At 37.1% G+C, this 26,370-nt stretch carries 26 protein-coding genes and 1 riboswitch; of the genes, 17 read left to right on the forward strand and 9 right to left on the reverse strand.

Annotated features, from left to right (window positions below):
• Positions 1 to 543: 543 nt before the first annotated feature.
• Both AAHB12_RS31870 and AAHB12_RS17865 read left to right on the forward strand, forming a co-directional pair.
• Positions 544 to 639, forward strand: a complete 96-nt coding sequence (locus AAHB12_RS31870; RefSeq protein ID WP_446715581.1) for a hypothetical protein — start codon at positions 544 to 546, stop codon at positions 637 to 639.
• A 128-nt stretch (positions 640 to 767) separates the two neighbouring features.
• A complete protein-coding gene (locus AAHB12_RS17865) occupies positions 768 to 1,043 on the forward strand; it encodes an ArsR/SmtB family transcription factor (RefSeq protein WP_129728871.1) in 276 nt (91 codons plus the stop codon).
• A 263-nt stretch (positions 1,044 to 1,306) separates the two neighbouring features.
• On the opposite strand, the gene AAHB12_RS17870 is transcribed toward AAHB12_RS17865, so the two are convergent.
• Positions 1,307 to 1,774, reverse strand: coding sequence for a hypothetical protein (locus AAHB12_RS17870; protein WP_342046287.1), 468 nt, complete (start codon positions 1,772 to 1,774; stop codon positions 1,307 to 1,309).
• A 577-nt stretch (positions 1,775 to 2,351) separates the two neighbouring features.
• A riboswitch (SAM riboswitch) is annotated at positions 2,352 to 2,465 on the forward strand.
• A 91-nt stretch (positions 2,466 to 2,556) separates the two neighbouring features.
• On the opposite strand from AAHB12_RS17870, the gene AAHB12_RS17875 reads away from it, so the two are divergent.
• Entirely contained in the window at positions 2,557 to 2,934 is a 378-nt protein-coding gene (locus tag AAHB12_RS17875) for a peptide-methionine (S)-S-oxide reductase (protein ID WP_129728873.1), read from the forward strand.
• 237 nt (positions 2,935 to 3,171) lie between these two features.
• Here the strand turns inward: AAHB12_RS17875 and AAHB12_RS17880 are convergent, their stop codons facing one another.
• Positions 3,172 to 3,630, reverse strand: a complete 459-nt coding sequence (locus AAHB12_RS17880; RefSeq protein ID WP_129728874.1) for an N-acetyltransferase — start codon at positions 3,628 to 3,630, stop codon at positions 3,172 to 3,174.
• A gap of 401 nt (positions 3,631 to 4,031) precedes the next feature.
• Positions 4,032 to 4,199: a hypothetical protein gene (locus AAHB12_RS17885; protein ID WP_165350819.1), complete on the reverse strand. Its 168-nt coding sequence runs from the start codon at positions 4,197 to 4,199 to the stop codon at positions 4,032 to 4,034.
• Between the two features lie 357 nt (positions 4,200 to 4,556).
• Here AAHB12_RS17885 and AAHB12_RS17890 point away from each other — a divergent pair, with 357 nt between their 5' ends.
• The 3 genes from AAHB12_RS17890 to AAHB12_RS17900 all read left to right on the forward strand — a co-directional run bounded on the left by AAHB12_RS17890 (position 4,557) and on the right by AAHB12_RS17900 (position 7,070).
• Complete coding sequence (locus AAHB12_RS17890) at positions 4,557 to 4,793, forward strand: hypothetical protein (RefSeq protein WP_129728875.1); 237 nt, start codon at positions 4,557 to 4,559, stop codon at positions 4,791 to 4,793.
• A 644-nt stretch (positions 4,794 to 5,437) separates the two neighbouring features.
• On the forward strand, positions 5,438 to 6,643 hold the full coding sequence (locus tag AAHB12_RS17895; protein WP_246040275.1) for a replication initiation protein: 1,206 nt from the start codon (positions 5,438 to 5,440) through the stop codon (positions 6,641 to 6,643).
• Positions 6,644 to 6,860: 217 nt separating this feature from the next.
• On the forward strand, positions 6,861 to 7,070 hold the full coding sequence (locus AAHB12_RS17900) for an alpha/beta-type small acid-soluble spore protein (RefSeq protein ID WP_129728876.1): 210 nt from the start codon (positions 6,861 to 6,863) through the stop codon (positions 7,068 to 7,070).
• A gap of 428 nt (positions 7,071 to 7,498) precedes the next feature.
• On the opposite strand, the gene AAHB12_RS17905 is transcribed toward AAHB12_RS17900, so the two are convergent.
• A complete protein-coding gene (locus tag AAHB12_RS17905; RefSeq protein WP_342046288.1) occupies positions 7,499 to 8,650 on the reverse strand; it encodes a type II asparaginase in 1,152 nt (383 codons plus the stop codon).
• A gap of 285 nt (positions 8,651 to 8,935) precedes the next feature.
• Between AAHB12_RS17905 and AAHB12_RS17910 the strand changes: the two genes are divergently transcribed.
• Entirely contained in the window at positions 8,936 to 9,526 is a 591-nt protein-coding gene (locus tag AAHB12_RS17910) for a CBO0543 family protein (protein ID WP_342046289.1), read from the forward strand.
• Positions 9,527 to 9,737: 211 nt separating this feature from the next.
• The gene (locus AAHB12_RS17915; protein WP_342046290.1) at positions 9,738 to 10,529 is read left to right on the forward strand and encodes an APH(3') family aminoglycoside O-phosphotransferase; all 792 of its coding nucleotides are present in this window, start codon (positions 9,738 to 9,740) and stop codon (positions 10,527 to 10,529) included.
• Between the two features lie 274 nt (positions 10,530 to 10,803).
• Here AAHB12_RS17915 and AAHB12_RS17920 read toward each other — a convergent pair whose 3' ends face one another.
• Complete coding sequence (locus AAHB12_RS17920; protein WP_342046291.1) at positions 10,804 to 11,340, reverse strand: iron transporter; 537 nt, start codon at positions 11,338 to 11,340, stop codon at positions 10,804 to 10,806.
• A 145-nt stretch (positions 11,341 to 11,485) separates the two neighbouring features.
• On the reverse strand, positions 11,486 to 12,226 hold the full coding sequence (locus tag AAHB12_RS17925; protein ID WP_342046292.1) for a hypothetical protein: 741 nt from the start codon (positions 12,224 to 12,226) through the stop codon (positions 11,486 to 11,488).
• A 756-nt stretch (positions 12,227 to 12,982) separates the two neighbouring features.
• On the opposite strand from AAHB12_RS17925, the gene AAHB12_RS17930 reads away from it, so the two are divergent.
• Complete coding sequence (locus AAHB12_RS17930) at positions 12,983 to 13,657, forward strand: response regulator (RefSeq protein ID WP_129728880.1); 675 nt, start codon at positions 12,983 to 12,985, stop codon at positions 13,655 to 13,657.
• Positions 13,658 to 13,663: 6 nt separating this feature from the next.
• Positions 13,664 to 15,064 (forward strand): sensor histidine kinase, encoded by a 1,401-nt coding sequence (locus AAHB12_RS17935; protein WP_342046293.1) that lies wholly within the window; start codon positions 13,664 to 13,666, stop codon positions 15,062 to 15,064.
• A 309-nt stretch (positions 15,065 to 15,373) separates the two neighbouring features.
• On the opposite strand, the gene AAHB12_RS17940 is transcribed toward AAHB12_RS17935, so the two are convergent.
• From AAHB12_RS17940 to AAHB12_RS17950, 3 genes are all read right to left on the reverse strand, one after another.
• Complete coding sequence (locus AAHB12_RS17940; protein WP_342046294.1) at positions 15,374 to 15,820, reverse strand: hypothetical protein; 447 nt, start codon at positions 15,818 to 15,820, stop codon at positions 15,374 to 15,376.
• Positions 15,821 to 16,166: 346 nt separating this feature from the next.
• Positions 16,167 to 16,340 carry a Fur-regulated basic protein FbpA gene (locus AAHB12_RS17945; RefSeq protein ID WP_129728883.1) on the reverse strand — a complete coding sequence of 58 codons (174 nt, stop codon included), beginning with the start codon at positions 16,338 to 16,340 and terminating at the stop codon, positions 16,167 to 16,169.
• A gap of 476 nt (positions 16,341 to 16,816) precedes the next feature.
• Complete coding sequence (locus tag AAHB12_RS17950; RefSeq protein WP_129728884.1) at positions 16,817 to 17,590, reverse strand: alpha/beta hydrolase; 774 nt, start codon at positions 17,588 to 17,590, stop codon at positions 16,817 to 16,819.
• A gap of 391 nt (positions 17,591 to 17,981) precedes the next feature.
• Here AAHB12_RS17950 and AAHB12_RS17955 point away from each other — a divergent pair, with 391 nt between their 5' ends.
• The 7 genes from AAHB12_RS17955 (at position 17,982) to AAHB12_RS17985 (ending at position 26,345) form a co-directional block, all read left to right on the forward strand.
• Positions 17,982 to 18,164, forward strand: coding sequence for a YezD family protein (locus AAHB12_RS17955; RefSeq protein WP_129728885.1), 183 nt, complete (start codon positions 17,982 to 17,984; stop codon positions 18,162 to 18,164).
• A gap of 296 nt (positions 18,165 to 18,460) precedes the next feature.
• Positions 18,461 to 19,363, forward strand: a complete 903-nt coding sequence (locus AAHB12_RS17960; RefSeq protein ID WP_342046295.1) for a LysR family transcriptional regulator — start codon at positions 18,461 to 18,463, stop codon at positions 19,361 to 19,363.
• A 334-nt stretch (positions 19,364 to 19,697) separates the two neighbouring features.
• The gene (locus tag AAHB12_RS17965) at positions 19,698 to 20,723 is read left to right on the forward strand and encodes an LLM class flavin-dependent oxidoreductase (protein WP_129728887.1); all 1,026 of its coding nucleotides are present in this window, start codon (positions 19,698 to 19,700) and stop codon (positions 20,721 to 20,723) included.
• Between the two features lie 69 nt (positions 20,724 to 20,792).
• On the forward strand, positions 20,793 to 22,427 hold the full coding sequence (locus AAHB12_RS17970; protein ID WP_342046317.1) for an ABC transporter substrate-binding protein: 1,635 nt from the start codon (positions 20,793 to 20,795) through the stop codon (positions 22,425 to 22,427).
• A gap of 9 nt (positions 22,428 to 22,436) precedes the next feature.
• A complete protein-coding gene (locus tag AAHB12_RS17975) occupies positions 22,437 to 23,384 on the forward strand; it encodes an ABC transporter permease (RefSeq protein WP_342046296.1) in 948 nt (315 codons plus the stop codon).
• A 28-nt stretch (positions 23,385 to 23,412) separates the two neighbouring features.
• The gene (locus AAHB12_RS17980; RefSeq protein ID WP_129728889.1) at positions 23,413 to 24,303 is read left to right on the forward strand and encodes an ABC transporter permease; all 891 of its coding nucleotides are present in this window, start codon (positions 23,413 to 23,415) and stop codon (positions 24,301 to 24,303) included.
• Positions 24,304 to 24,317: 14 nt separating this feature from the next.
• Positions 24,318 to 26,345: an ABC transporter ATP-binding protein gene (locus AAHB12_RS17985; RefSeq protein ID WP_342046297.1), complete on the forward strand. Its 2,028-nt coding sequence runs from the start codon at positions 24,318 to 24,320 to the stop codon at positions 26,343 to 26,345.
• Positions 26,346 to 26,370 lie beyond the last annotated feature (25 nt).

Genomic DNA, 26,370 nt, shown 5'->3' on the forward strand with positions numbered 1-26,370 from the left:
TATATCATACCTGGTATGCCCATGCCAGGGAAACCACCCATACCCATGCCAGGGAAACCGCCCATACCCATGCCAGGGAAACCGCCCATACCCATGCCAGGGAAACCACCCATGCCCATGCCAGGAAAACCGCCCATGCCCATGCCAGGGAAGCCAATAATACGTTTAGAATTTAATGCCATGTTTTCACCTACTCTTTATAAATCTTTCATAGTACTTTACATAATATGCTTAAAGAAAATAAAGGAGCTTATCTTCCTTTAAAATTAGGTAGACTAACTACCAAATAATATGCGATTATGTAACCTACTAAAGATATGGCCTATTGAGCCATCTTTTTTGTCGTATGCACATTAAGGAGCATAAGTTGACCAAAACGGCTATTTTATGATTTTTGTTGCAACTTTGCTGATAACCAACTCATTTTTACTAATATTTATGATTTTATTCATTGCAAAAGCATATCAATAATACGACCAAACATTAATTAATTCGGATGCATCAAAGTTTTAATTACTGAATGGATGAAAAATACATATCACGATTTCTATAGGAGTGGCAACATATCCTGATAGTACAGATGATGCAACAGAATTAATGTGTAAAGCTGACGATGCATTATATAAAGATAAAAATTAAGGAAGAAATCAAGTAGTATCTAACTGAATTAAATTGAAAAAAGTCGTTTGGGAATATTTGGGATTAGTATTTTTTTGATATTATTGTATAGTAATAAAGAAATAAATAGAAGGAAAGGGGATAATGAAATGAATATTGAGCAATTTAAGGATAGTGCTGAAATGTTAAAAGTAGTTGCCCATCCTGTAAGACTTGCACTTGTAAAGTCCATGATCAAAAAAGGTCCGTTAAATGTAACTTCTCTTTATGAAGAATTTGGTATGCCACAAAGTACAATTAGCCAGCATTTATCGAAATTGAAGGCTGTTAATGTTGTATCAGGAACACGCAAAGGCTTGGAGATTTACTATGAGGTAAAAGACAAGCGAGTAGAAATCATCCTTGATGCGATAGTCAGTGCTTAAGTACTATTTTCAAATAAATTATTCGAAAGCGGATCGCTACGGCGGTTCGCTTTTTATTCTGCAAAGCATTTAGCAGAAGGAGAGGATTTTGTTATGCTTTATATGGTATGCGATGCTAATAATGGCCAGTGGTTGGTAGATAATGCGATATTTGTAGATGACATAGATTCAAAAGATAATGAGAGCAGGCTGTTCAAAACCGGCAAGGCCTGAATAGGCCTGCCGGTTTTTGTCTGCAATCCATGACTGGTATTTTAGAATGTTCATTTTTTGCCTTCATACTGGATAGGGTCAGGAATCCAGCCATTTTCGTACAATTCTGTATACGTTTGCATTGACTCCATTTCCTTCCCAAGCCGTTTGATCTCTTCCTCATTCTGAGCCATCGAACCATTATGGTCCGTTTGGTTCAAGCTATGGCTCTCTTTTTCCTTTATTGAACTTTTCAAATAATCAGCAATTTCATATAGCTTACTTGCCGTGGCTTCCCTAATGGATTGTGGAATCCTTTCTTCTCCAAGCAAGGATGGTTTTCCAAGTTTGGCCTGATTTGGCTCCTGTGGGTATTGATCAACAGGAATCTCTAACCAATAAATGGATTCAGTGGAACAATCACGTAATTTCACTCTATACTTTATCGATTGATTCCAGCCAATCTTCGTAAATCCTTGACTTGTCAAAATTGAGTGTATCCTAGCAAATGGTCTCTTTTCAAAAACGGGAGCTTTCATTTTTTTCATCTCCTTAAATCGTTTTTAATCGAAGGTCTGTTTACTTATTCTGATATACTCTGGAAATTAGAAAGTGAATCATACGTAATCGCAAAGCTCATAGGCATTATTATTTTATGTTTCTACTAAATTATTTTTGCATCAGAGTTAGTGTTGGCGTAATGAATATCTGTGCTTTTGGGCAGCTTGTCCTAATTTTGCTATTAAGTTTTCTCATAGGATTAACACGCTCCTTCTCTTTTTTGGATAAGGGGGTGTTGCTGAGTTATAGAATAACAAAGAAAAAGTGTAATATAAGGAATGTTATGGAAATGAGATGATTATGTAACCAATTTTTCTATAAGGGACCATTTATTTTACATAGGTAACATAGAAGTGAAAATAGTAATAGTGCCATTAAGTGTGACTTTGAAATAAAGTCACTAGATCCAGGGTTTTATTTTTTAAACTGTAAGAAGGTATAAATTTCTAGTTGGAAGCCAATTCGACGAGTTTTCTAAAAATATTACTTGAATTTTAGATAAATAGATGATATCGTTAGTAGCAACAAATAGTTAAAAAATAAATAGCGATAAACTTCTTATCCAGAGTGGTAGAGGGACAGGCCCTATGAAACCCGGCAACCATCAAGTTAAAATATTACTTGAACGGTGCTAATTCCTGCAAAGGTTTAACCTTTGAAAGATGAGAGGAATGTATGTAATCATACTAACCTCTCTTTAGATTAAAGAGAGGTTTTTTAATGGAGAAAGAAGGCTTATCGCTCAAAGGAGCGAAACAAAATGGAGAGAGCAGTATTTGGTGCAAGTGAATTTTTTAGTCAACAAGCTTTTATTACAAGTTTTCGTGGTATTGAATATATTCAAACAGGACATCTAAAAGGGAAAAATGTAGACATAGTAGAGATATGGTTTAATCCTTGGAAAGTATCTTATAATGAATTACTAGAATTGTTTTTTGATTTGCATAACCCGACATCCAGAGGAGACAAGCAAATTAAAAATCAATCTCTTATTTTCTTTTCTGATATTCAGCAATTAACAGTGGCTAAACAAAAGAAAAATGAGTTAAAACACCTATTTAAAGATGAAGTTATTACAGAAATTACCCCTGTATGGGAATATACAAATAGCCTAGAAGAGATAAAGTTAATATCTTAATAAAACTTTACAGTAGCACTACAATGTGTCATGAGTACATTTTTTCTTCAACAACCTGGTGCTTTCCTTTAGCAGGGGAAGCACCGCATTTATGTTTTAGGCATATACAAGATTCACTCTATCTTGCACTGTAGGAAATTTTAGGAATACGGTGTAAGTGCAACTATGCCTCTACCTTCGCCAATCGGCGAGTTTTCTTTAAAAATGCACCTCAAAACAGAAGCATTTAGGGATACCCTAAGGTAAAACATTCATTAACATCGCGGTTTCATCACAAGAATGCAGTTTAGGGCAGGTTATGCAATCTTTCCACATTTTTTGAGGTAATTCATTTTTATCCACCTGATTAAACCCTAACTTTGAAAAAAATTCAATTTGATACGTTAAGGAAATTAGCTTAGTAATTTCCAAGTTTCCTGTTTCTTTAATGATTTGCTTTACCAGTGCTTTTCCGATCCCTTTTCCGACATAAGCAGGGTTGACAGCTAATGATCTTACCTCTGCTAAATTCCGGTCAAGGATTGTCAAGCTGGAAATCCCAACCACTTCGTTATTTAAAACAGCCACAACGAAACTTTGCAGATCTTCATAGATGGAGGCATAAGTTCTCGCTAAAAGTTTTCCTTCTTTAGCATACTCTGATATTAATTTATAGATACTTTCTGTATCACTCATAACTGCTTTTCGAATGAGCATAGGAAATCCCCCTGAAGTGTTATTAATATATTACTTGTTATGTTAAATTAAAACTATATAACTTTAGTTAATCTGTAATAAATATACATCATGAAGAATTATTATACAATCCTTATAATCCATGATTTTTCTTTTTTAGATCATTTTTTCTTCTGAAAGGGAAGGGGACAAATTTGCTCGATTGAGGTCTAATTTCTTTGGCTAAAGTTAACAAAGATATTTAACTAAGCTAACGAATAAAGGGTAAAAAGAGCGGGTGTTCCCGCTCTTTATTCCACTGCAAGAAAGTATAAATTTCCAGCTAGAAGCAAATTCGACGTAGTCGGAAATTTTAGGAATACAGTATAAGTGCAACTACGCCTCTGTCTTCGCCTAACGGCTCGCCACTCGGCGAGTTTTCTTTAATTTTCTTTGGAATCTTCTTGGTAATGCTCATTTAAGTATGGGTTTTCTGTCGTAGCAAAATTAACAGACTGGAGGCTGACTTCGGGGTCCATTCCGTAATGTCCTTTCAGCTCGTTTTTTGCTAGCTCACCACTTCTGAATTGCGGTTCTTTTTTTTCCTTCATAATGCACCCCTTTTCTTTCTCTTATTTTTCTATATTTAAGAAGGAATTATGCGAAAGAGGAAGTTGAATACAATTCATTATTTCGCTCGATTATAAAACCAATCTAAAAATTCATTTGTATATACAACATAGAGAATGCACGATGCTCTTTAGGGAATTGTTTTCTAGATGAAATCTAAGAGTAGTACATACTATCTTTTTTATGTATGCTGCATAAGAAGTCTGATCATCCAAAATATGCAAAGTGAGGAACAAGCTTAAAGTATAGATCTATGTTTATTTTGGTTATAACGTTAGTGGCCCCAAAATTGTGGATCTCATTGTGATGTATGCAGGAAATAGGAAAGGAGTGAAGGTATGAAACAAAAGTTTATCGAATCCTGTTTATATAATCTAGAAGGAGAAAGAACAAAGAAGAAACAAACTATTAGCGGATTTATTGTGCTTGCTTTAAGTATCAGTGCTTTTTTATTCTCCTCCTCACCAGCTAATATTAGAGTACCTGTTGTACTGATTATGTTATACGGTTCCTCCATATTGATAAAAACGATGATAGTAAATCGATATAAAAGGTTATTGGAAAAAGAAGAGTAGTACATAGAGCCCTATTAATTCTGTAAGAGGAGTTAATGGGGCTTTTTTGTGTATCATTTCCACCTTTTATGTTTAACTGTTTTCTTCTTTATTTTTGTTTTAATTGTTTTCACTTGTTTTTTTGTTTTCGGTTGCCAAGTGTTCAATACTGGCAAGGCTTTTTCGCACATTCTATAACAAAAATGGTGTGAAGGATAACAAAATTGGTGTCAGCTATAACAAAGTTGGTGCTTTCTCTAACAGACTTGGTTCGGCGTCTATAACAAGAATGGTTTAAACTGTAACATTTTTGATGTATCTATAACATAACTGGTGTATGTATAACAAAAATGGTGAAGGTCTAACAAAAATGGTGCAAAAGCCTCCAGTTTTCAGTTAAGTATAACAAAAATGGTTTGAATTCTAACAAAAATGGTGCTGATGGGGGAGGTGCTGCTGCGAATTATAACATTTTTGGTTTGACCTCTATCGCTATCCCATTTTTCCTTCTTTTTCCGTCCTCGTTTCGTATGTATCTATAACAAAAATGGTGCATTGCATTTCTAGTCTTAATTCTGGTTATTTTTGGATGTATAAGTATAACATGTCTTTGAAGTAGTTATACTTGTGGTAGTATCACAGCGGGGTAAGAAAGGATGGTGCCCATGGATGCTGCAACAATCTCTACTGTTATGGACGTGAAGAATCTTGTAACGAAATCCAATTTATTAATTGAGGCGAATTATCGACTCGGACTAGTTGAACAAAAGATCATTCTTTGTGTGGCGAGTAACATTCAACCCAATGATTCGGACTTTAAGACCTATACGTTTCCCGTTAAAGAATTCCATAAACTGATTGGATTAAAAGGATCACCCAAATACACAGAATTACGGAAAATTACTAAAGAATTAATGCGTAAGGTTTTTGAAGTACGTGTCAATAACAAGGTTGTGCAGGTAGCCTGGCTTTCATATGTCAGTTATAACGAACAAGAAGGGACGATAGACGTTCGGTTTGACCCATTTCTTCGACCATTTTTGTTAGAATTAAAAAAGAACTTCACAAGTTACCGGCTCGAAAATGTCGTGAAATTAAAAAGCTCCTATGCGATTCGTTTATATGAGCTGCTCAAGCAATATGAGAAAATTCGGGAGCGGATGTTTACACTGGATGATTTGCGGAACATATTGGGGGCGGATGATATCTATCCGGCCTATGGAAATTTCAAGCAACGCATTTTAGTACCGGCACAAAATGAATTGAAGGATAAAACAGATATTCAGTTTGATATTGCAGAATACAAAACAGGAAGAAAGGTAGATCGAGTTAAGTTTATTATTCGTGGTCGTACATCTGGAGAGAAACCTACTCGTATATTTGAGGAACGTTTATCTGAATTTCAAGCGGCAAACACATTCTCTGAACGGGCAAAACGTGTGGCGATGCAGCAAGGGTTTATTCTGCAGGATCAGACTTTGAGACAGTGGAGCAAGTATGGGGAAGATACTGTTTTGCAGGTATTAGAGGAGTTCCGTTTTCAAACAGGAATTGAAAATCCAATAGGTTATATTACGCGTATTCTGCAAAATAAAGTAGCTGAGGATGTCTCTCAGCAGAGTCCGCCCAATCCTTCTCCTCAAAACCTAGAAGTGTATCAGGCTTTAAAACATATACAGGCAGAATATGCCCGCAGTAGTGAGTTGCTCCCAGATTGGTTTATCAGGGATGCAGTAGTTAGAAAACTTATGCAGCACCTATCAGAAGAGGAAGCAATTACGATTTGGGAACAAGAACAGGAACACTTTATGCAGGAATTACACGTTCAGATTCAACATAATAAGAGTAAACACTCTCGGAGAAAATGGTGAAACTGTCATAAAGCAAAGAGAGTTATAAATACGTCAAACAGAATGCAAAAATACTGGCTTTCTAGAGGGGAGGGCCAGTATTTATTTTTGTAATTTCATTTGCTGTGTTATTTCCAGTTTGAAAAATATATAAGTTATAAAACAAATTTTATTTTAAATAATACATAAATATTGAAATGTTTGTGAATGCTACAATTACAAATGGAGGTGATATATTATGGCACGCAGAAGCAATAACAATGAAGTACTAGTAGCAAATGCAGAAGCAGCTCTTGACCAAATGAAATACGAAATTGCACAGGAATTTGGTATCACACTCGGTGCTGAGACAACTTCACGTGCGAACGGGTCTGTGGGTGGAGAAATTACAAAGCGTTTGGTAGCATTGGCTGAGCAACAGCTCGGTGGAGTAAACAGATATTCCTAAGATTATTCTTCAATCCTACTAGCCCCTGCTGTGACTATTTGACTTTCGGTCTACAACGAGTAGGGGCTATAATCTTTCCCTCTAGTAAGTGAATCAACTCTTATTCTCATCTATTTTATGATAGTATGTCAACGGGTTAAGAACTAAGATAAAAAGCTCTTGGTGAAGTATGCATGAGTATATTCGCGTATTTGGTTTGGCAAAACGGAGAGTACCCCGCTTTATACGAGTTTGGTCTATATTCATGCCATCAAATATGATGCAAAAAGGACAAACTCTCCAAGGGAGAAGTCTGTCCGAAATCAAATGAACCTTATTCAGCAACTATTTGGTCTTCCGACATCGAATAGATTCCAATAGGGAATGTTTTACCTCTTTAATCTCTCTTCTGAAGTGTTTGCACCAGAACCACTGCCGATAGCCGATCCTTAGTATTCATTGAAATACTCTTGAATTTTATTTGGATCTTTAGTTTGAGTGAGTGCTAACATCAATAAGATACGAGCTTTTTGAGGATTAATGTTGCTAGAATTGACGAACTCATTATCTGTGTCTATTTGTTCATGAGTGACCATACCTTCCGGTACACGAGTGTCACGAACAACAACAACATCCTTCTTCACAGCATCTTGTAGACCCGGAAGTGTGTTTTCGTGGACGGAACCATTACCCGTACCAGCGTGAATAATCCCCTTTGCTCCCGCTGCAACCACAGCATCAACCAAGACTCGATCATCATTGGCATGCGAATAAACAATATCAACACGCGGAAGCTTATCTTCAGTAATATTGCGAATGTCAAACTCGGATTCTGTGGTATGCTTTTTAGTCGGCAGGTTGTAGAAGTATGGTTTACCATCTTGCATATACCCTAGGATACCGATTTCTGGATTATTAAAAGCATCAACATCGGTTGTACTCGTTTTAAAGGTGTCGCGAGCATTTCCAATTTTGCCATTCATAGAGATCAAGACGCCCTTGTCACGAGCTTCTTTAGAACCAGCAAGTGCTACAGCGTTATACAGGTTTAACGGACCGTCAGCAGAAAGTGCTGTAGAAGGACGCATTGAACCGACCATGACAATTGGTTTGTCAGAATGAACAGTAAGGTTGAGGAAGTAAGCGGTCTCCTCCATGGTGTCCGTACCGTGAGTAATGACAACACCGTCACAATTTGGATCATCCAATGTTTTTTGGACCTCCTTTGCCAGCTTGACCATCACAGCGTTGGTATTAGCTGTACCAGAATCGATGCTTGCTACCTGCTCAGTGGAGATGTTAGCAATCTCCTTTAGTGACGGAACCGCTTCTAACAATTGATCTGGAGTTAAGACCCCAGCCCGATAGCCGGTGGTTTGAGTCGAAGTAGAGCCAGTTCCGGCGATGGTACCACCTGTTGCTAAAATTTTAATTTCAGGGGCCTTTTTCTTACTAGAATCTTTTGCATTAGATGTTGTAGCCGACTTAGCTTCAACAGGATTTGATGCATAAGTACTATTTGCTGAGATAGCTATAATTCCAGAAGACATTAATGCTAGTGTGGTAAGGGCCACTTTTTTCTTTGTTGTTAGTTTCTTCATCAGAATTCCTCCTATTGACTGACAATAAATTTGTTTAATTAAGCGCTTTCATTCTTTAATAAAAATCGTATCTTTAATTTATAATAGAAACTACATAAAAAAACAAAAAGCTACAAAAACTTAGAAATTAAAATTTTAGAATAATGCTCTGATTCAAATTCTATGGATAGATAATCTGGCGGTTCGGCTTGTATAGGAACCAATACTTATCTTGATAATAATGTTGTTCAAATTTGGGGAAAATAATACTATTCAATTGAAGTGGGTTCATTGGGGGTATTCAGGGTGAATGAGTTAGGGAAGAAAATTGATAAGATATCCAATCAGCTGACCGATCTAAGGTGGGAAATATGGACAAAGCATTCTTTGTTCACATGGCAATGGTGGATGCTCCTTGGGCTGTGCATCGTAGTATCGATCCTATTTATTATATTGATCAAGAAAGAAAAGCTCGTGCAAACCATAGCTTACTTTGGAATCATATTCATACTAAATAAGTACATTGATGAAGTTGCAACTGCTTTGGATTGGTATGATTACAGAATTCAACTTCAACCTGGTATAATTCCTTCAATGCTAGTAGCTAATCTTTTCATTATTCCAATGGCATTAAGTATCATTTATCAGCGATATTCAAAATGGAAACCTTTTCTGATAGCATTAGGACTTTTTTCGGTTTTTACATCCTATGTTGCATTATTTTTTCTCAAAATAGTGGGCATTTATTTAGAAAAATCTTGGAATGCACATTGGTCATGTATCAGTTTGGTTGTAATGGCTGTAATCGCTAAAATAGTCATAGACCGAGTAGTGCTAATACAAGCTCATACTAATGGAGATCAATCGAATAGTGACCCATCTTCGCCGATAACTTAACGTATATCGACCAAAAGTCCCAAATCGGGGCTTTTTTCGTTTCCTAGTTTTGCCGCCAGAACCCATGTCCACCAATTTAAGAAGTAAAGGATACCCAAGAACAAAAAAAAGAATAATTTGTATAATACTTATTCAGCTAAAGCGGCTGTTTGGTTAAAGAAGGACTTGCAAAATGATTCGAAGAAACAATGTATTATAAAAGAGCAAGCTTATGAAAGTGGTGAAATGGATGAAAGAAGTTCCGCACGACTTAGCAGAATTGATAGATGGTTATTCTTGGGAGAGAATTACAATTGGTCGATCAGACGCTATGACATTTTTGTTAAAGGGACCTATTTGCAATCAGTACCTTAAAATACAACCCAATCATTTTATTGAAAACTTATATGAGGAAAAAGAACGATTAGAGTGGTTACAAGGAAGATTGTCTGTGCCAAAGGTTCTATATTACAACAAAGATGAAGCAAACGAATACTTATTAACAACAGAAATAACAGGGATTAACGCTTCCGATAAAGCATATGAAACAAATTTACCTCTTTTAATAGAGCAATTGGCAACAGGTCTTAAAAAAATACATAGTTTGAGCATTGAAGGTTGCCCTTTTATTGAAAATTTGGATGTTAAAATTGAAGAAGCAAGAAAAAGGGTCGAAAATGGGCTTGTTGATGAAGGTGATTTTGATAGCGTGAGAATAGGCATAAAAGCAAAGGATCTCTTTGATGAACTCATTTCAAAGAGACCTACAAATGAAGATTTGGTCTTTACTCATGGTGACTATTGCTTATCAAATATTATTATTAAAGAAGGTAAGGTGAGTGGTTTTATAGATTGGGGGAGAGCAGGAATTTCTGATAGGTATCAAGATTTGGCATTAGTAATTCGAAGTATTGCATATAATTTTGGTGAGAATCAGATTCCCCTTTTTCTTAAGACATACGGTGTTACGGAGCTAGACGAATTAAAAATCTTTTATTATCAACTCATGGATGAGTTTTTTTAACAAATTTTCCGAAAAGAAGTCTCCTGTCTCAAGGAATGAGATAGGCACAGCCCAATGAATAGGTGGAGCTGAATGTTCGTAAAACCTGTTAAATACCTTTAATTCTTTAAAGCAAGAGGGGAATGTCCCCTCTGTAATTTTTTATAATGTAAGAAAGTAGAAATCTTCAGCTATAAGCGAATCCGACGTAGCTGGAAAGTAAGTGCAACTACGCCTCTGTCTTCGCCCAAGAGCAGAGCTCGCCAATCGGCGAGTTTTCTTTAAAACTTTTTGTTTATTTTTTAGCTCCATCATACTTAAATTTCCATTTTAACGTCATGGGTTCATAGAATTCCTTCACATCTTCAGCGTGACGAGCTAAATCAGGTTGACTGATTTGGAACGTTAATTCATAATTTCCCGCTTCAGGTAATAACACATTAGAAGCATAATGCGGGTCACCTGCTACCATTTGATACAATTGTCCTTCTGCTACATCTTCATGTGTATCAAGATTGCGAATCTTATAATTAATTGTTAGATACGGAATCCAAGCACCTTCAGGAAATCCAAAGGAATTGTCCTTTGTTGCATGAATGTCAGCTTCTAAATGAATATTTCCTTCTTTTCCTCCACGTTCAACAGGTGCTACTTTAACTGCATGAGGCAGGTAAACGGCATGAATTTCCATCCCATTTTTAACTACCTGACCAATCATTACATCTTCTCCGGCCTCTGCATGGTGTCCAGAAACCTGTTCCTTCTGATTGGTGCAAGCAGCCGATAGTACTAGAATCAATAATGATGTCAAAAATAAGAAGAGCTTTTTCACAAGGTATACCTCCAGATAGTAATTATTACGAATTAGTAGTGGGTTAATTTTCGCATTGAATATTACTGTGTTTTATTCACATAGCCCTATAAAAAATAGTCTAAGGGGTTGTAACAGTAATCTTATTCTTAATGCATTCATAACCTTATATGATTTTTTTGTCAGAACGACTATTTTCACCATAGTGAGTTTCTTGAATATAAGTGATAAATTGTTCAATTCGCTCATTTTGAGATATATGAGCCCTTTCAACGGAATTGGAAATTTCGTTAATGCTGTCCTGTAGAAGTCTCTTAAGATCATTTTGAGAAAAATTTTCTTTTAATGTATTACTAGTGGGATTTTTAGTTTTATTAATATGCCAGTTAAATAGATGATCTAATTTAAAATATTGATCTAAGCTTAACATATAGGTTTGTTTTCCACTTAGTAATAAGCCGAATGCGCTTGTATAAAGAACGATACTTAGTAAATTTATATTACCTGAGAAAAGAAAGTTAATATGCATAAAGAGACAAGTCAGAATAGATGGAAGTGTCATAAACCCTAGGATAAGAAACAAACCAATCAACACCTGAGTGATGGGAATCGCATAATTTAGAACCCAAACTTGCTTAATGGCAACCTCTTCAATAAAAAGTTTATAAAAATCTGGTACATTGGGTTTATCTAATGCTTTTATTAGATAATCATGAAGAAATACTCCTGGTTGAGCAAACCATGAATGTCCAGTGGAACCTCCTTTACCTAACATTTTCGTTACTCCCGCTAACAGCCAACCTATCCCAAATAGAATACGCATTAAAACAACTAAATACTGAAATACATGTTTTTCGAGTGTATTTCTGTCTGCAGCATGTACTGCTGCTTTAACAACTTTTTGCATGATAAATCCCTCCTAAATAGTATAGAATGACGTGAATCTAGTAATGATAATCATTATCGATTATTAGGACAATGCCGTTATATTACAAAAAAAAAATTAAAAAATATTTAAGGAAAAATTAAAAAGTATTAATTTTTTACTGTGATGTTCATGGAGCGTCTTCCTTATGATGATTAGGATTTTTGGATCTAGCTTTTAAATGTTCTTGCTAAAACTAAAAAAAAGAGAAAAATAAGTATTGTTAATTCAGTTTCTAGAAGCAAAATAGGATGAGATGAACTATTAAGTTGGGTATTACTAGTATCGGTAATAGATTTCAATGAGGGAATAATAATATTGCCTGAAGAAGAGGGGTTTCTTGTATTTTTCCACACTGTAAGGAAGTATAAATTTCTTCTGGCTAGGATTCAATTTGACGTGGTCGTAAATTCTAGGAATATAGTGTAAGTGCAACTATGCCTCTGTCTTCGCCCAAGAGCAGGGCTCGCCAATCGGCGAGTTTTTTTACACTGTAGGAAAGTATAAATTTTCAGCGAGAAGTGAATTCGATGTAGTCGTAAATTCTAGAAATACAGTGTAAGTGCAACTATGCCTCTGTCTTCACCTAAGAGCAAGGCTCGCCAATCGGCGAGTTTTCTTTATGGAAACTATTACCCGATTGACCAGAATAAGAGGGTTAATCTAAGATATGATTATATATTTTAGGAGAATGATAATCATTTTCACCTTGTTAAATAATTTGATGGAGGAAATGGAATGCGCTTGTTATTGGTTGAAGATGAGATAAGAGTGGCTCGTTTTATATCGCAAGGGTTAAGAGAGCACCATTATGTTGTAGATGTAGCGAACGATGGTGAAGAGGCTTCTGAGCTCGCTTATGCGGAAGAGTATGATCTTATCATTGTTGACCTTATGATTCCGAAGAAAAACGGGCTTCGATTGATTAAGGAATTAAGGTTGAATGGAGAAAATGTTCCTATCCTTATCCTCAGTGCCAAAGATTCCGTGGTAGATAAGGTAGGGGGACTTGATTTAGGAGCAGATGATTATATGACAAAGCCTTTTGCTTTTACGGAGCTATTAGCACGTATACGGAGTCTGTTAAGACGAAATCAAGGCATGGCATCACCTCTTTTGCAAGTAGCGGATCTGACGTTGAATCCTGCTACGAGAGAGGTGACCCGAGGAGGAATCCATATATTTCTTTCCAATAAGGAATATGCAATTTTGGAATTTATGATGAGAAATGCCGGTAAGGTTTTGTCTCGAACTTTAATTCTAGAACGTGTGTGGATGGATGCTTATAACGTAGGAACGAATGTGGTAGATGTTTATATTAATCATTTACGAAACAAAATTGATAGAAACTTTGATGTAAAACTCATACAAACGGTTTACAGTGTTGGTTATATCATCAAAGGAGAAGAATAAACGATCATGAAATTTTTACAAAGCATCGGATGGAGAATTACGATTTGGCATACCATTATGTCTATAATCATCTTATTCTTATTTAGCGGATTCTTATATATTACATTTTCTGATATGTTAACCAGAAAGGTTGATTCGGTGCTAACTCGAGAGCTTGGTTTGATTGCCTATTCTTTGGAGGAAGGAGATTCGTATTCTAAGATTGAACATCGCATCAACTTATTGCCAAGTTTTAAAAGGGTAAACCAAGATGAAATCTATTGGCAAGTTGAAAATGAACGAGGGCAAATCATTGCAGGATCTCATAATTTGTACGGTCAACACATCAAGGATTCCAAAACAACTTTAAAGAGGATGGACGAGAATACCTTCAGCTGGGATCCTGTGCTAAATGGAGTACCGCTTCGTGCGATGTCCATGCAGCTGAAATCACAAAATAAATTCACTTACAAAATTACAGTTGCTACAAATGACAGGATACGGCATTTCGCCATTGATCAGCTGCGGAACATTATTATCATCTGCAATTTTGGATTCCTAGGAATATCAATCATGATGGGGTGGTTGATTTCGAAAAAAACACTGCAGCCGATTCATAGAATCATTAATACAACAAATACTATTACGGCAACCAGTTTACATGAACGGCTTCCAATTGAGGGTCCAGAAGATGAATTGCAGAACTTATCTAAAACGCTTAATGGCATGATTGACAGACTAGAAGACTCTTTTACTCAAATCCAGCAGTTTACTTCCGATGTGTCTCATGAACTTCGTACTTCCTTAACGATTATGCGAGGAGAATTGGAAGTTGGTTTAAATCGAAACAGGTCTGCAGCGGAATATAAACGTGTTCTACATACCGTTTTGGAAGAGGTCATCTATTTATCTGATATGGTAGAAAAATTCTTATATGTATCGAGAAATACCTCCACCTCAAATCAGATAGATCGAAAAACTGTAGACGGAATGTTATTATTCCAATATGTAAGGAATCATGTATTATCATTAGTCATGAACAAACAGATTGAATTGCATATCCAAATACCTGATCCATTCCTTTTATACGGGGATGAAGACCTCCTGCGAAGATTATTTATTAACTTACTGGAAAATGCAATTAAGTACACCCCAGAGGGTGGAACAGTAGGAATTAAAGCGTGGGGTAAAGAGGGGTTTACTTATATTGAAGTAATTGATCACGGAATTGGCATTCCAGAGGAACACCTGCCGTTTATTTTTCAGCGTTTTTATCGCGTAGACGATTCTCGATCACGAAGTCAGGGAGGAACTGGATTGGGATTGTCTTTATGTAAATGGATTGTAGAGGTTCACAACGGAACGATTGAGGTTTGTAGCAAGCCTGATAAGGGAACAAGAGTGATTGTAAAGTTACTTGCTAGTTAATGGTTCAACAAACAGTAAGAGAATTTAGTCGAATCGATGTGTTAATTAACAACGCTGCAATTTAAATACTGTTAGAAAGGGGGACTTTCTCCTCCTTTCTAACATAGAGAGAAAGTATCAACTATACCAAAACTGTTCCTGATAACAGTGAGGAAGATGGGATACGATGGCTAGAGACGTTCTTTGTGAAATAAATAACTGTAGGATAATTTACACCTTAATATGTTGAAAGATACGCAAGACAAACTTCTATTTAATTATAATACTCACTAAGATATAAAGATAATGAGCTGATACATGTATTGACTCTTAAGGTTCTAGAACTGTAATGAGTACGTCTTGTGTGGCTGCTAAATCGTGTCTAGCTAAAGAAAGGGGATGGAGAATATCACTTTCTCTAACACGAAGTAGCAATAGGGCTACTTCAAGGTATTTGATGGCATCGTTTGTTTTTTCCATGGCCAGTACGATTTGGCTTTCTGATAATTTAATAATCAGTTGGTTCTCTTCAAGAGGGGGAAAGACAGCATTAGGGGGAATGGTAGGATCGTTAGGAAGAGTAGGATCAGTCGGGAAGGTTTGAAGGGTAATAAAAGCAGTTGTGAGGCTATCAACAGCTGCTTCATATAGTGCTATTTTAACTGGATTAGATGGGTTAAGCTGTTGAAAGATATTTAAGGCACTCTTGGCAAAGCGAATGGCCTGCCTTGTATTTATCAAGGCTAAATGTACATTTGCAGATACTTTAGGTAGCATTATTTTCACTCCTTTTTAATGAATTCATTATAGTATATGGTATATAAGCAATCCTGCCATAGATAGTCGTGTAAATCTATTGAATAGGCTCTTACCTTTAATAACACTTAATTAGATTTTGGTACAAAAAATCTCTTAAACTTGGACAAACCCATATTACTACTCTAATCAAAGTAACAGCTCAATAGATGTAGTTGTATTGTGCAGTGGATTCTGAAGGGAATACCACATTGATTTTTATCTAAACAAAACAAGAGACAAAAAGACTGCAAAGCCTTCTTGAAGAATCGCTTTGCAGTCTTTTTGTCTCTAAAACTCGGATTGTTATAGTCGTATAGTTGTAATTTTAGGAGGAAGGATGCTTTATCTTAATTTTTAAAAGCCTATATTCCTTTTCAAGATCACTTAATGTCCACTCAAAAAGATATTGGCTATCTTTTTGATAAAAACCTAGTGAGATCAACTGATCAATTAAGTATTGTTTTTTCTTCTCAACAGCATGTCGAAGTAAATTTCCCATTCTATAGCACCTCCAATCTCCGTATTCATTTTTGGGAGTTACCTAGAAACAGCAAACGGCTCCTATCAAATTGGGCATATTGAGATACAAAGTAATATTGGGTAGATTGTAAATGATTAACCGCAATAACTAATTAACTATCATAATGCAAATTATTCATATGGATTAACTGTGAATTAGAGGTACAAGGTTTTATTATCTTATTGATTTTACGCTACTTATTTTTAAGCACATTCATAACTTCATTTGATGTATGAGTGGTGTTTATCTAAACGTTAATAATGTCAGTGTTGTTCAAACAAACTCATATAAAAGGGAGTAATTTTTACACTGTAAGAACGTATAAATTTCCAGCTAGAAGTAGATTCGACGTAGTCGGAAATTTTAGGAATACAGTATAAGTAGGGCTACGTCTCTGTCTTCGCCCAAGTGCAGGGCTCGCTAGTCGGCGAGTTTTCCTTATGAACGAGTCAAGATTAGGATATTTCCGCTCTTCTTTGCTTTCTAGCATATTTTTCAATAAATAAGCAGCATTGTTCGGCAATGAATTTCTTTTCATAATCCATCGAAGCAACATGATAGGAATTATATAGTGTAATGGTTTCTTTAATGCCAGAGTGAATATGAGCTAGTATATAATCCGTGTTTTCAGGGGGAACCACATGGTCATCCTCTGATCGAAACGCCAGTGTCGGGCATGTAACGCTTGTAAGCTTTCTGCGTGTATCATCCATTAAAGCTAATAATTGCTGAATAGATCGGATGGGTGCTTTTGTATATGTGATTTCAAATACATCATCTGCTTTAATATCTGGCGCCCCTTCATCGATAAACCGGGGTTCTTGTTTATGTTTAAATTCTTCCATTACAGGAATTGTTGTCATTGCTGCATTGATTAGCATAACGCCTTTGAGCTTAGGGTATTTACTAGCAAGCTGCATAGTTAATGTGCCACCCATAGATTGACCGAGGATGAAGATGTCTTGGCAATGCTGTTGTAAAAAACGATATCCTTCTTCTAGACTTTGAATCCAATCATGGTAGGTGCATCTTTCCATATCTTCATAATGCGTGCCATGCCCCTTTAATCTTACTGCATATACGGTGTAACCTTGAGATGCAATATACTCTCCTAAAAACTGGACACTTTGGGGGGTTCCAATAAATCCGTGAGAAATCAAGATACCAATATGATTGCCTTTAAAGAAAAAAGATTCTGCCCCTGATAATATAGGATATCTTTCTAACATATAAAATCTCCTTTCAGTTCTTTTCATTCCCTACTTTTTAGTAAATAAATAAGGCACCTATTCTCAAAAGAGTTAGGCGCCTTTGGTAGACCAATCAGCTATAAAGTAACATAATAATATACTAACTATTCCGATGAGTCAAGTATGTTTTAATGGATGAATTTAACAAAATATTTCCAAAAGATCATTGACAACTGTTTTATTAAGATATATATTGTTAATCAATAGCTTTAATGTATAGTAAACAAGTAGGTAAAGTAAGAAAATATAACCTAGTTTATTTGGATAGGGTCTCAAAGCAATTTGATGTAGTAAAATCTTTTTTAAAATTTAAAACCAAGTATTCGAGTAGAATTTAACTTCTTGGGTACTGAGGAGGGGGAATTTATAAATGGCGACTATAGACCAAGAAAAGATTGATTATATTGTAGGGATGTTACAGGATATTAAATATGGTTCGTTGGTCATAACCATCCATGAAGGCCAGGTTATACAAGTTGATAGTACAGAAAAGAAACGCTTTGCTCCTAAAAGTAAACCAACAAGTACAAGGGTCGTACAAGCTTCAAGATGAATGCTTCATCGAGGGTTACTGACATTTTTCGTTATATACTAAAGGGGGATTGTAGTATATGCGAGATACATGTTTTAGAAAAAAATATGCCAACTGGATCACTAGAGGCTCTCAATTTTCAAGGTGAATTTCATCTGAAACTGAGGGCCTTTTTGTTTGTAAAGAACTGAAAAGGAAAGATGGAGAGTCCGGTGTGAAAGATTGATTTAAACTTGCAAAAAGAAATTGAAGGATATCTTTTCGATTTTTAAATGGATAACAGAATCTTATATGTACATCAAAGAGGGGTTGGGAAAATGAATATTGATCATCTTGAGGCTTTCATGTATGTGGTTCATTTGGAAAGTATTCATAAAGCAGCTGAAGCTTTATATTTATCTCAGCCAACCGTTACAGCGAGAATTAAAACGTTAGAACGTGATCTTGGCATCGAATTATTTTTGCGAAAGGCGAGAAGTGTGACGTTAACCGAGGAAGGGAAAGCTTTTATCCCTTACGCAGAGCAAATTATACGGACATATCAGCAGGGAAAAAAACTATTGAAAAAAGGGGATAATCCGGAGGAAATTGTCATTGGGGCTAATACTATTACATCACAATATTTTATTCCATTTGCCCTTCCTTTTTGGAAGCAAGCAAATCCTCAACTGCGCTTTAAATTTATTTCAGCGCCAAACGACGTATTGATTGATAAACTTCTTCAGAAGAAAGTGGATATTGCCTTTATGAAAGATGTTTCTCATCCTGAAGTCCAACAGCATGAGCTTCTAGACAATTCTGTCCGATTGGTTGTTTATCCTGGACATCCATTTCAATTTCAAGAGAATTTATCTGTTCAGCAATTAGCCAGTGAACCCATGGTGTTTTTTGAATGCGGCGCTTTTACCTGGAATCGGGTCCATAAATTATTTGAAGTGGCAAATGTTGATCCACGGATAGAATTTTTAGTTGACCATCTTGAAGTAGCGAAATCTATTATTCTTAGCAAACAGGGCATAGGGTTTTTACCATACCTATGCATTAAGGAGGAGCTTGACCGAGGAGATCTGATTGAAATAGATGTTTCCCATATTATTAAAATAGACCAGCATATTTTTGCGACACACTTAAATAATGGTTTTGTACATCCCTTGCTATGGAATGATATTCTTTTATCGGTTAAAGAGTTTGAGAAGCAAAGTTTTATGTCCACGCTTTAAGAGGGTATAAATTTCGGGCTGGGAGATCATTCGACGTAGGAAGAAATTTTAGGAATAAAGTATAAGTGCAACTATGCCTCTGTCTTCGCTCAAAGGCAGGGTTCGTCAATCGGCAAATTTTCTTTATTGATCAAATTTACAATGAAAATATGAACAATAGTTAATTTGGTTTAGAAAGCCTTTCTTATTGATAGGCTTTTTTAATCAATATTATATATTTTCCTATCAGTGAAAGTATTGCTAGTTCAATATTTACAGTGATAGGATAAAAATCAACAAATAAAACATACTTTTGTTATATGTTAAGTAGGAATAAGAGTGGAGGAGAAAATCAATGAGTTATAAGCTAAGTATTTTAGATCAGAGCCCCATTTTCCCTGAAAGCACTGCTTCTCAGGCGTTACAGAGCACCGTCCTGCTGGCTCAAAAAGCAGAAGAATGGGGCTATTCACGTTTTTGGGTATCCGAGCATCATCATACAGATCAATTGGCAGGATCTTCGCCTGAGGTATTAATTTCATATTTACTGGCACGAACTAACACAATTCAAGTAGGCTCGGGCGGTGTGATGCTTCAGCATTACAGTCCTTATAAGGTGGCTGAAAACTTTCATGTTTTATCAGCTCTCGCTCCTGGGAGAGTTGATCTTGGGATTGGGAAAGCGCCAGGCGGTCTGCCGTTATCAACAAGGGCACTACAGTATGGTACCGTCAATAATGGAAAAGATTTTTCAGAACGGTTATCTTTTTTGTTGGAATTAATCAGAAATTCTGTTGATAATAGTCACCCTCTGGCAGGTATCCAAGCAACGCCGATTCCTCAAGAAAAACCTGAAGTTTTTTTACTTGGTGCAAGCGCAAAAAGCGCTCAGCTTGCTGCCAATCTAGGAATATCATTTGTGTTTGCTAAATTCATTAACAGCGATGATAGGGTGCTAGAAGAAGCGGCACATGTGTATCGGACCAATTTTCCTAGTGGACGCTTTATCCTCTCATTGGCCGTTATTGCGGCTCCTACTCAGGCAGAAGCAGAGCAGCTTGTAGGAGATAGAAAAATAATAAAAGTACACCTCCAAAGCGGGCGATCCGTGACTTTACCATCACTTGAGAAAGCAGAGGAGTTTGGAAAGCAAGCAGGTGAACCATATGAAGTCTCAGAACAGGAAGCAGATATTATTTCAGGAACCCCGATGTATGTAAAAGAAGTTTTAGAGCAACTTCAAAAAACTTATCAAGTGGATGAATTTATTTTACATACACCGATTGAAACAGAAGCAGAGAGATTTCAGTCATTTAAGCTATTAAGCCCACTTTATTCTAATCGGGATACGAGAAATAAGATGAATTACGAGGCAATCTAGGACTTTCGTTTCCAAAAAATCGTTATATGAAGAGAATAGTGAAAAACGGATAAGGGGGTACTTGGTGTGATGTTCGTAAATTGGAAAAAGTTATTAGCCATTTCCATAGCATTTTTGCTGCTGTTATCAGGTTGCGCAAATAGTACGAGTACAAAAAATAGTTCAGAAGAAACAAACGGAAAGGCTGCAAAGCAGGGGGGAGAATTAACCTATGCGCTCGCCACATCTCCTGATTCGCTTGATCCGCATCGAAGCGGTTTAGCGGTAGCGGTCCGTGCGTTCAGAACGATTTTTGACAGCTTAGTAGTTCAAGCGCCGGATAACTCAATAAAGCCGTGGCTCGCTACAGAATGGACAATATCGGATGACGGAAAAAGTTATACATTTAAGTTGCGCAAGGATGTCAAATTTCACGATGGAACCCCATTTAATGCAGAAGCTGTGAAATATAGTTTTGATCGGATTATTGATCCAAAAACAAAAGCGAAAAATGCAGTAGCCCTTCTTAAGCCCTATGAATCATCAGAAGTAATTGATGATTACACAATTAAAATTAATCTCGCGACACCTTCTACTGCCTTTTTAAGCAACTTAAGCCAGGCAATGCTTGGGATTGTCTCACCAACAGCAGCGGAGAAATATGGTGATCAGTTTGTAAAACATCCTGTAGGGACTGGACCATATAAATTTGTCAGTTGGACAGAAAATGCAGATATTGTTGTGGAAAAAAATAAAGATTATCATTGGGGACCTTCTATTGTAGAAAACAAAGAAGCACCATACCTTGATAAAATCACATTTAAAATCATTCCAGAGGAAGCAACGCGCATTGGTAGTGTCCAAAGCGGACAGGTGCTTGCCGCTGAGACTGTACCACCGCAAAATATTGTTTCTTTAAAAAATGATCCAAAAATCCAATTGCTTCAAGTAAACACACTCGGATTGCCGTATACACTCTTTTTCAATCAAAGAAAAGCACCTTGGAATGATGTAAGAGCCCGTAAAGCTGTACAGCTTGCTGTTGATGTTGATGCGATTGTAAAAACACTTTACTTAAACACATATTCAAGGGCATGGTCTCCTCTTACACCAGGTATTTTAGGTTATGACGAATCGCTTGAAAAGCGTAACACTCTAGACGTAGAGAAGGCGAATAAACTTCTTGATGAGCTCGGCTATATAAAAGGTGCGGATGGGATTCGTGTAAAGGATGGAAAGCAACTGACATTGAACTATGTGGATGGAACTCCTAACCGTGAGAAGAGAAATGATATTGCTGTTATCATTCAGCAACAATTAAAAAAGATCGGAATTAAAGTGGAAATCAATATTACAAAGGATATCGCTTCAGTCGTTCAACAGAATGCTGATTACGATTTATATGGAAACAGCCAGGTAAATTCCGATCCAAATGCATTACGAGCTTTTTATCATTCAACCACTCCAGAGGAAGAGGCAACGGTTAAAAGGCTAGGAGGCGGTTCTGATCCAGAATTAGATCAATTGCTGGAAGCAGGTACAGTAGAATTGGATCAGGAAAAACGTATAGCGATTTACAAAAAAGTACAGAAAAAAATCATTGAAGAAGCCTGGATCATTCCAATTTATGTATTTCCTTATACGGTGGCAGCGTCTAAAAGCGTAAACGGGATTACTTTTGATTCATTAGGATATCCATTGTTCAATGATGTAAATATTAAATAATCTGGAGAAATGGAGCTGATACATGTGGCGCTTATCAACAAGACTCTTTTAAAAATTTCGACCGCATTAGTATCTATTTTAGGCTCCCTCATCCTTGTTTTTTTCATCATTTATTTGCTTCCAGGGGATCCAGTGCTTTCTATGCTGGATCCCTCTGCTGCCACGCCTGAAATAGTAGCAAATTTACGCAAGGAATTGGGGCTCAACCAACCGCTTTATGTTCAATTCAAAGAATATTTTATGAATATTCTTCATGGTGATTTTGGTCAATCCCTAGTCAATAGTGAGCCAGTCCTGCCAAAGATTTTAGAGCATTTTCTGGCGACACTCATTTTAACATTCACAAGTTCAATAGTATCTGTGGTAATAGGGGTTACACTTGGAGTGTTATCGGCGATTTACAGGAATAAATGGATTGATTTTATTGCTAGATTCATTGGGCTATTTGGAATTTCAATGCCAACATTTTGGTCAGGTATATTACTTATTCTTATTTTTTCCGTCTATTTAAACTGGCTGCCTGCTATGGGATCAGATGGTTTGCAAACGCTTGTGCTGCCATCAATTTCTCTTGGTTTTGTAGGTGCTGGATTAATTATCCGCATGGTGCGAACGAGCATGCTCGAAGTGATTCAGGAGCCATTTATTGTTACTCTTCGTGCAAAAGGACTTTCAGAAAGGGTTGTCATGTATCGTCATGCCCTTCGTAACGCACTGATTCCTGCGATTACGATTATCGGTCTGAATATTGGTGAGCTTATGGCTGGTACTGTTGTAATTGAAACCGTATTTTCAAGACAGGGAATTGGCCGGATTGTTGCTGATGCCATCATGGCTAAAGACTTACCTGTTATCCAAGGCGTTGTCTTTTTCAGTGCCATTGTTTATGTAATTGTCAATCTTTTAGTTGACCTATCCTATTCAATGATTGATCCACGGGTACGCAGATCTCGTTAGTTATTAAGCAAGAAGGGGGAGAAATGGAATGAAAGAAATGGTTAATACTGAGCCAGTGCTGCGGGCCCCGAAATGGACTTTGACAAAATGGAAAACCAACCTTTCTGTATCAAGATTATTTTTATATATTGCCGTAGTAATTGTACTATTTATCATCATATGTGCCGTATTTCCAAAGTGGATAGCGCCCTATTCTCCTACCTATATGAATACGGAGCTTACTTTAAGTGCACCAAGTGCTGCACATTGGTTTGGAACAGATTACTTTGGGAGAGATGTATTTAGTCTAGTCGTTTATGGAAGTCGGGATTCTCTCATTATTGGTGTGGCGTCTGTTCTCATTGGTGGACTGCTTGGCGGAATGGTAGGTGCATTGGCCGGTTATATTGGAGGCATTGTTGACGTTGTCTTGATGAGGATTATTGAAATTTTGCTGACGATCCCCGGCATTCTCCTGGCGTTAGCTATTGCCGCTGCCCTTGGGCCAAGTTTATTTAATATTGTATTAGCTGTTGCAGCGTCAGCTATACCAGGGTATGCACGTGTAATGAGAGGGCAAATGATGAGTATTAAGAAACGACAGTATGTGGATGCTTCTCGCTCTATTGGCACATCGAGTTGGAAGATTTTTATTTGGCATATACTGCCGAATTCTTGGTCTCCGCTCTTAGTAATGGGGACGATCGGCCTTGGAACATCCATTTTAATTGGTTCAGGGTTAAGCTTCTTAGGACTTGGAATTATCAAGGAAATTCCTGATTGGGGAGCACTGCTCTCACAGGGACGGGGATATTTAACTGTAGGCTGGTGGATTTCGGCATTTCCAGGTTTCGCTATTACTTTTTTTGTTCTTTCAATCAATATTATTGGCGATACGCTTCGTGATTCCTTTGACCCTAAAACAAGCAGCACAAGATAAAGGGGGGACAAAAAATGGAGAAATTTCTTGATGTGCAGCAATTAAAAGTTGATTTTACCACGAAAGATGGCGCCTTAACAGCGATCAAAGATGTTACGATGCATATTCGGGCTGGTGAGACGGTCTGTATTGTTGGAGAATCCGGAAGCGGAAAAACTGTTACATCAAAAACAATTATGAGGCTGATCGATTATGAAAATGGAAAAATATCAGACGGAAGTATTGTAGTAGATGGTATTGATGTAACACAACTTCCTCAAAAAAAGCTCCGTTCCATTCGAGGGAAAAAAGTAGCGATGATTTTTCAAGAACCAATGGCAGCTTTTGATCCTGTTTTTACGATTGGCAGCCAAATTATTGAAACGATTCTTGAACATAAGCAATCTAGTAAATCAGAAGCGAAGAAGCGGGCTCTTTATTTATTAAAACGAGTGGGCATATCTGATGCTGAATTACGTTTGAACCAATATCCTAATGAATTGTCCGGAGGGATGTTACAGCGAGCGATGATTGCCATGGCGCTTGCCTGTGATCCAGACTTACTCATTGCAGATGAGCCGACTACAGCCCTTGATGTTACCATTCAAGCGCAAATATTACAATTGCTTCAGGAATTGAAAGAAGAATTGGGGATGTCGATTCTCTTAATTACTCATGATATGGGTGTTGCTGCAGAAATGGCAGACCGAATCATTGTAATGTATGCAGGTAGAATTGTTGAGCATGCAACAGCATCGCAATTGTTTGCATTGCCACATCATCCATACACATACGGGTTATTGCAATCGATAACGACATTGGATAGTGATAGGAGTAAAAAACTCTATTCGATAAAAGGATCCATTCCAGCGTTAGCTGAATTACCTTCTGGATGTGAGTTTCACCCGCGTTGCCCGTATGCATCAGAGCGCTGCTTTATCGAATCACCTCCATTATTAGAGATAAATAATCGCCAGACCGCTTGTTGGCATGCTGAGGAAATAGTAAAAAAACACGGTGGAGAACAAAGCGTGCTAGAGGCAAAAATTAAAGTGCCCTCTCAAAAAGAAACTGTTCAAACGAGTGCAGCGCATACCCGTGAAACATTGTTTGCGGTCCAAGAATTAAGCAAATATTATCCGATCAGCAAGAATGTATTTTCTCGTAATCAATCATATATAAGAGCAGTGGATAATGTGTCTTTTACGATTGCCAAAGGTGAAACATTTGGTCTAGTTGGAGAATCAGGTAGTGGAAAATCAACATTGGGCCGCGTTCTTTTACAGTTAGAAAAACTAACTAGTGGAAAGGTATTTTTTCAGGGGCAAGATCTGTCAAAACTGGCTGCAAAAGAATTACGCAAAAAGCGGAAAGATATGCAAGTGATTTATCAGGACCCCTATGGTTCTGTGAATCCACGTTGGAAGATTGGCGATATTATCGGAGAACCTCTCCAAGTGCATGAATCCCTAGGTATGAAAGAAAAAAAGGATAGAGTTCAAGAGTTATTAGAGGTGGTTGGTTTAAATAAGAGTGGATATGATCGTTATCCGCATGAATTTTCAGGAGGACAGCGTCAGCGTATTGCGATTGCTAGAGCTATTGCACTAAATCCCCAGTTTGTTTTAGCGGATGAAGCTGTTTCTGCGTTAGATGTATCAGTTCAGGCACAAATAGTTAATTTACTGCAGGATTTACAGAGAGAACGGAGCCTAACCTATTTATTTATTGCTCACGGCTTAAATATTGTTCGGCACATATCGGATCGTATTGGTGTGATGTACTTAGGTCAATTGGTGGAAATGGCAGCGAGTGAAGAATTATTCTTGCATCCTGCTCATCATTATACAAAAGGATTAATTAACTCGATTCCAAGTATCGATCCAAATCGCTCAAGAGAACGGATTTCCATTCAAGGGGAAATTCCTTCCCCAGCTAATCCGCCGGCTGGATGCAGATTTCATACCCGCTGCCCAGCAGCGACAGCACGTTGTCGGGAGGAGCAACCTATATTTAGGGAAATTCAGAAAGGTCACTGGGTTGCTTGCCATGATCCTGTTTAGGATGAATGAAGAGTATTGCATTGAA

This window comes from Bacillus sp. OTU530, assembly GCF_038440375.1.

Excerpts from the sequence above, each read along its gene's own strand:
- AAHB12_RS17965 (WP_129728887.1), top strand. The coding sequence starts at position 19,698 with ATGAGTTATAAGCTAAGTATTTTAGATCAGAGCCCCATTTTCCCTGAA.
- AAHB12_RS17940 (WP_342046294.1), bottom strand. The coding sequence starts at position 15,820 with ATGCTACCTAAAGTATCTGCAAATGTACATTTAGCCTTGATAAATACA.
- AAHB12_RS17900 (WP_129728876.1), top strand. The coding sequence starts at position 6,861 with ATGGCACGCAGAAGCAATAACAATGAAGTACTAGTAGCAAATGCAGAA.
- AAHB12_RS17945 (WP_129728883.1), bottom strand. The coding sequence starts at position 16,340 with ATGGGAAATTTACTTCGACATGCTGTTGAGAAGAAAAAACAATACTTA.
- AAHB12_RS17890 (WP_129728875.1), top strand. The coding sequence starts at position 4,557 with ATGAAACAAAAGTTTATCGAATCCTGTTTATATAATCTAGAAGGAGAA.
- AAHB12_RS17880 (WP_129728874.1), bottom strand. The coding sequence starts at position 3,630 with ATGCTCATTCGAAAAGCAGTTATGAGTGATACAGAAAGTATCTATAAA.
- AAHB12_RS17905 (WP_342046288.1), bottom strand. The coding sequence starts at position 8,650 with ATGAAGAAACTAACAACAAAGAAAAAAGTGGCCCTTACCACACTAGCA.
- AAHB12_RS17935 (WP_342046293.1), top strand. The coding sequence starts at position 13,664 with ATGAAATTTTTACAAAGCATCGGATGGAGAATTACGATTTGGCATACC.
- AAHB12_RS17915 (WP_342046290.1), top strand. The coding sequence starts at position 9,738 with ATGAAAGTGGTGAAATGGATGAAAGAAGTTCCGCACGACTTAGCAGAA.
- AAHB12_RS17970 (WP_342046317.1), top strand. The coding sequence starts at position 20,793 with ATGTTCGTAAATTGGAAAAAGTTATTAGCCATTTCCATAGCATTTTTG.
- AAHB12_RS17980 (WP_129728889.1), top strand. The coding sequence starts at position 23,413 with ATGAAAGAAATGGTTAATACTGAGCCAGTGCTGCGGGCCCCGAAATGG.
- AAHB12_RS17925 (WP_342046292.1), bottom strand. The coding sequence starts at position 12,226 with ATGCAAAAAGTTGTTAAAGCAGCAGTACATGCTGCAGACAGAAATACA.
- AAHB12_RS17960 (WP_342046295.1), top strand. The coding sequence starts at position 18,461 with ATGAATATTGATCATCTTGAGGCTTTCATGTATGTGGTTCATTTGGAA.
- AAHB12_RS17950 (WP_129728884.1), bottom strand. The coding sequence starts at position 17,590 with ATGTTAGAAAGATATCCTATATTATCAGGGGCAGAATCTTTTTTCTTT.
- AAHB12_RS17930 (WP_129728880.1), top strand. The coding sequence starts at position 12,983 with ATGCGCTTGTTATTGGTTGAAGATGAGATAAGAGTGGCTCGTTTTATA.
- AAHB12_RS17865 (WP_129728871.1), top strand. The coding sequence starts at position 768 with ATGAATATTGAGCAATTTAAGGATAGTGCTGAAATGTTAAAAGTAGTT.
- AAHB12_RS17875 (WP_129728873.1), top strand. The coding sequence starts at position 2,557 with ATGGAGAGAGCAGTATTTGGTGCAAGTGAATTTTTTAGTCAACAAGCT.
- AAHB12_RS17885 (WP_165350819.1), bottom strand. The coding sequence starts at position 4,199 with ATGAAGGAAAAAAAAGAACCGCAATTCAGAAGTGGTGAGCTAGCAAAA.
- AAHB12_RS17985 (WP_342046297.1), top strand. The coding sequence starts at position 24,318 with ATGGAGAAATTTCTTGATGTGCAGCAATTAAAAGTTGATTTTACCACG.
- AAHB12_RS17975 (WP_342046296.1), top strand. The coding sequence starts at position 22,437 with ATGGAGCTGATACATGTGGCGCTTATCAACAAGACTCTTTTAAAAATT.
- AAHB12_RS17955 (WP_129728885.1), top strand. The coding sequence starts at position 17,982 with ATGGCGACTATAGACCAAGAAAAGATTGATTATATTGTAGGGATGTTA.
- AAHB12_RS17870 (WP_342046287.1), bottom strand. The coding sequence starts at position 1,774 with ATGAAAGCTCCCGTTTTTGAAAAGAGACCATTTGCTAGGATACACTCA.
- AAHB12_RS17895 (WP_246040275.1), top strand. The coding sequence starts at position 5,438 with ATGGATGCTGCAACAATCTCTACTGTTATGGACGTGAAGAATCTTGTA.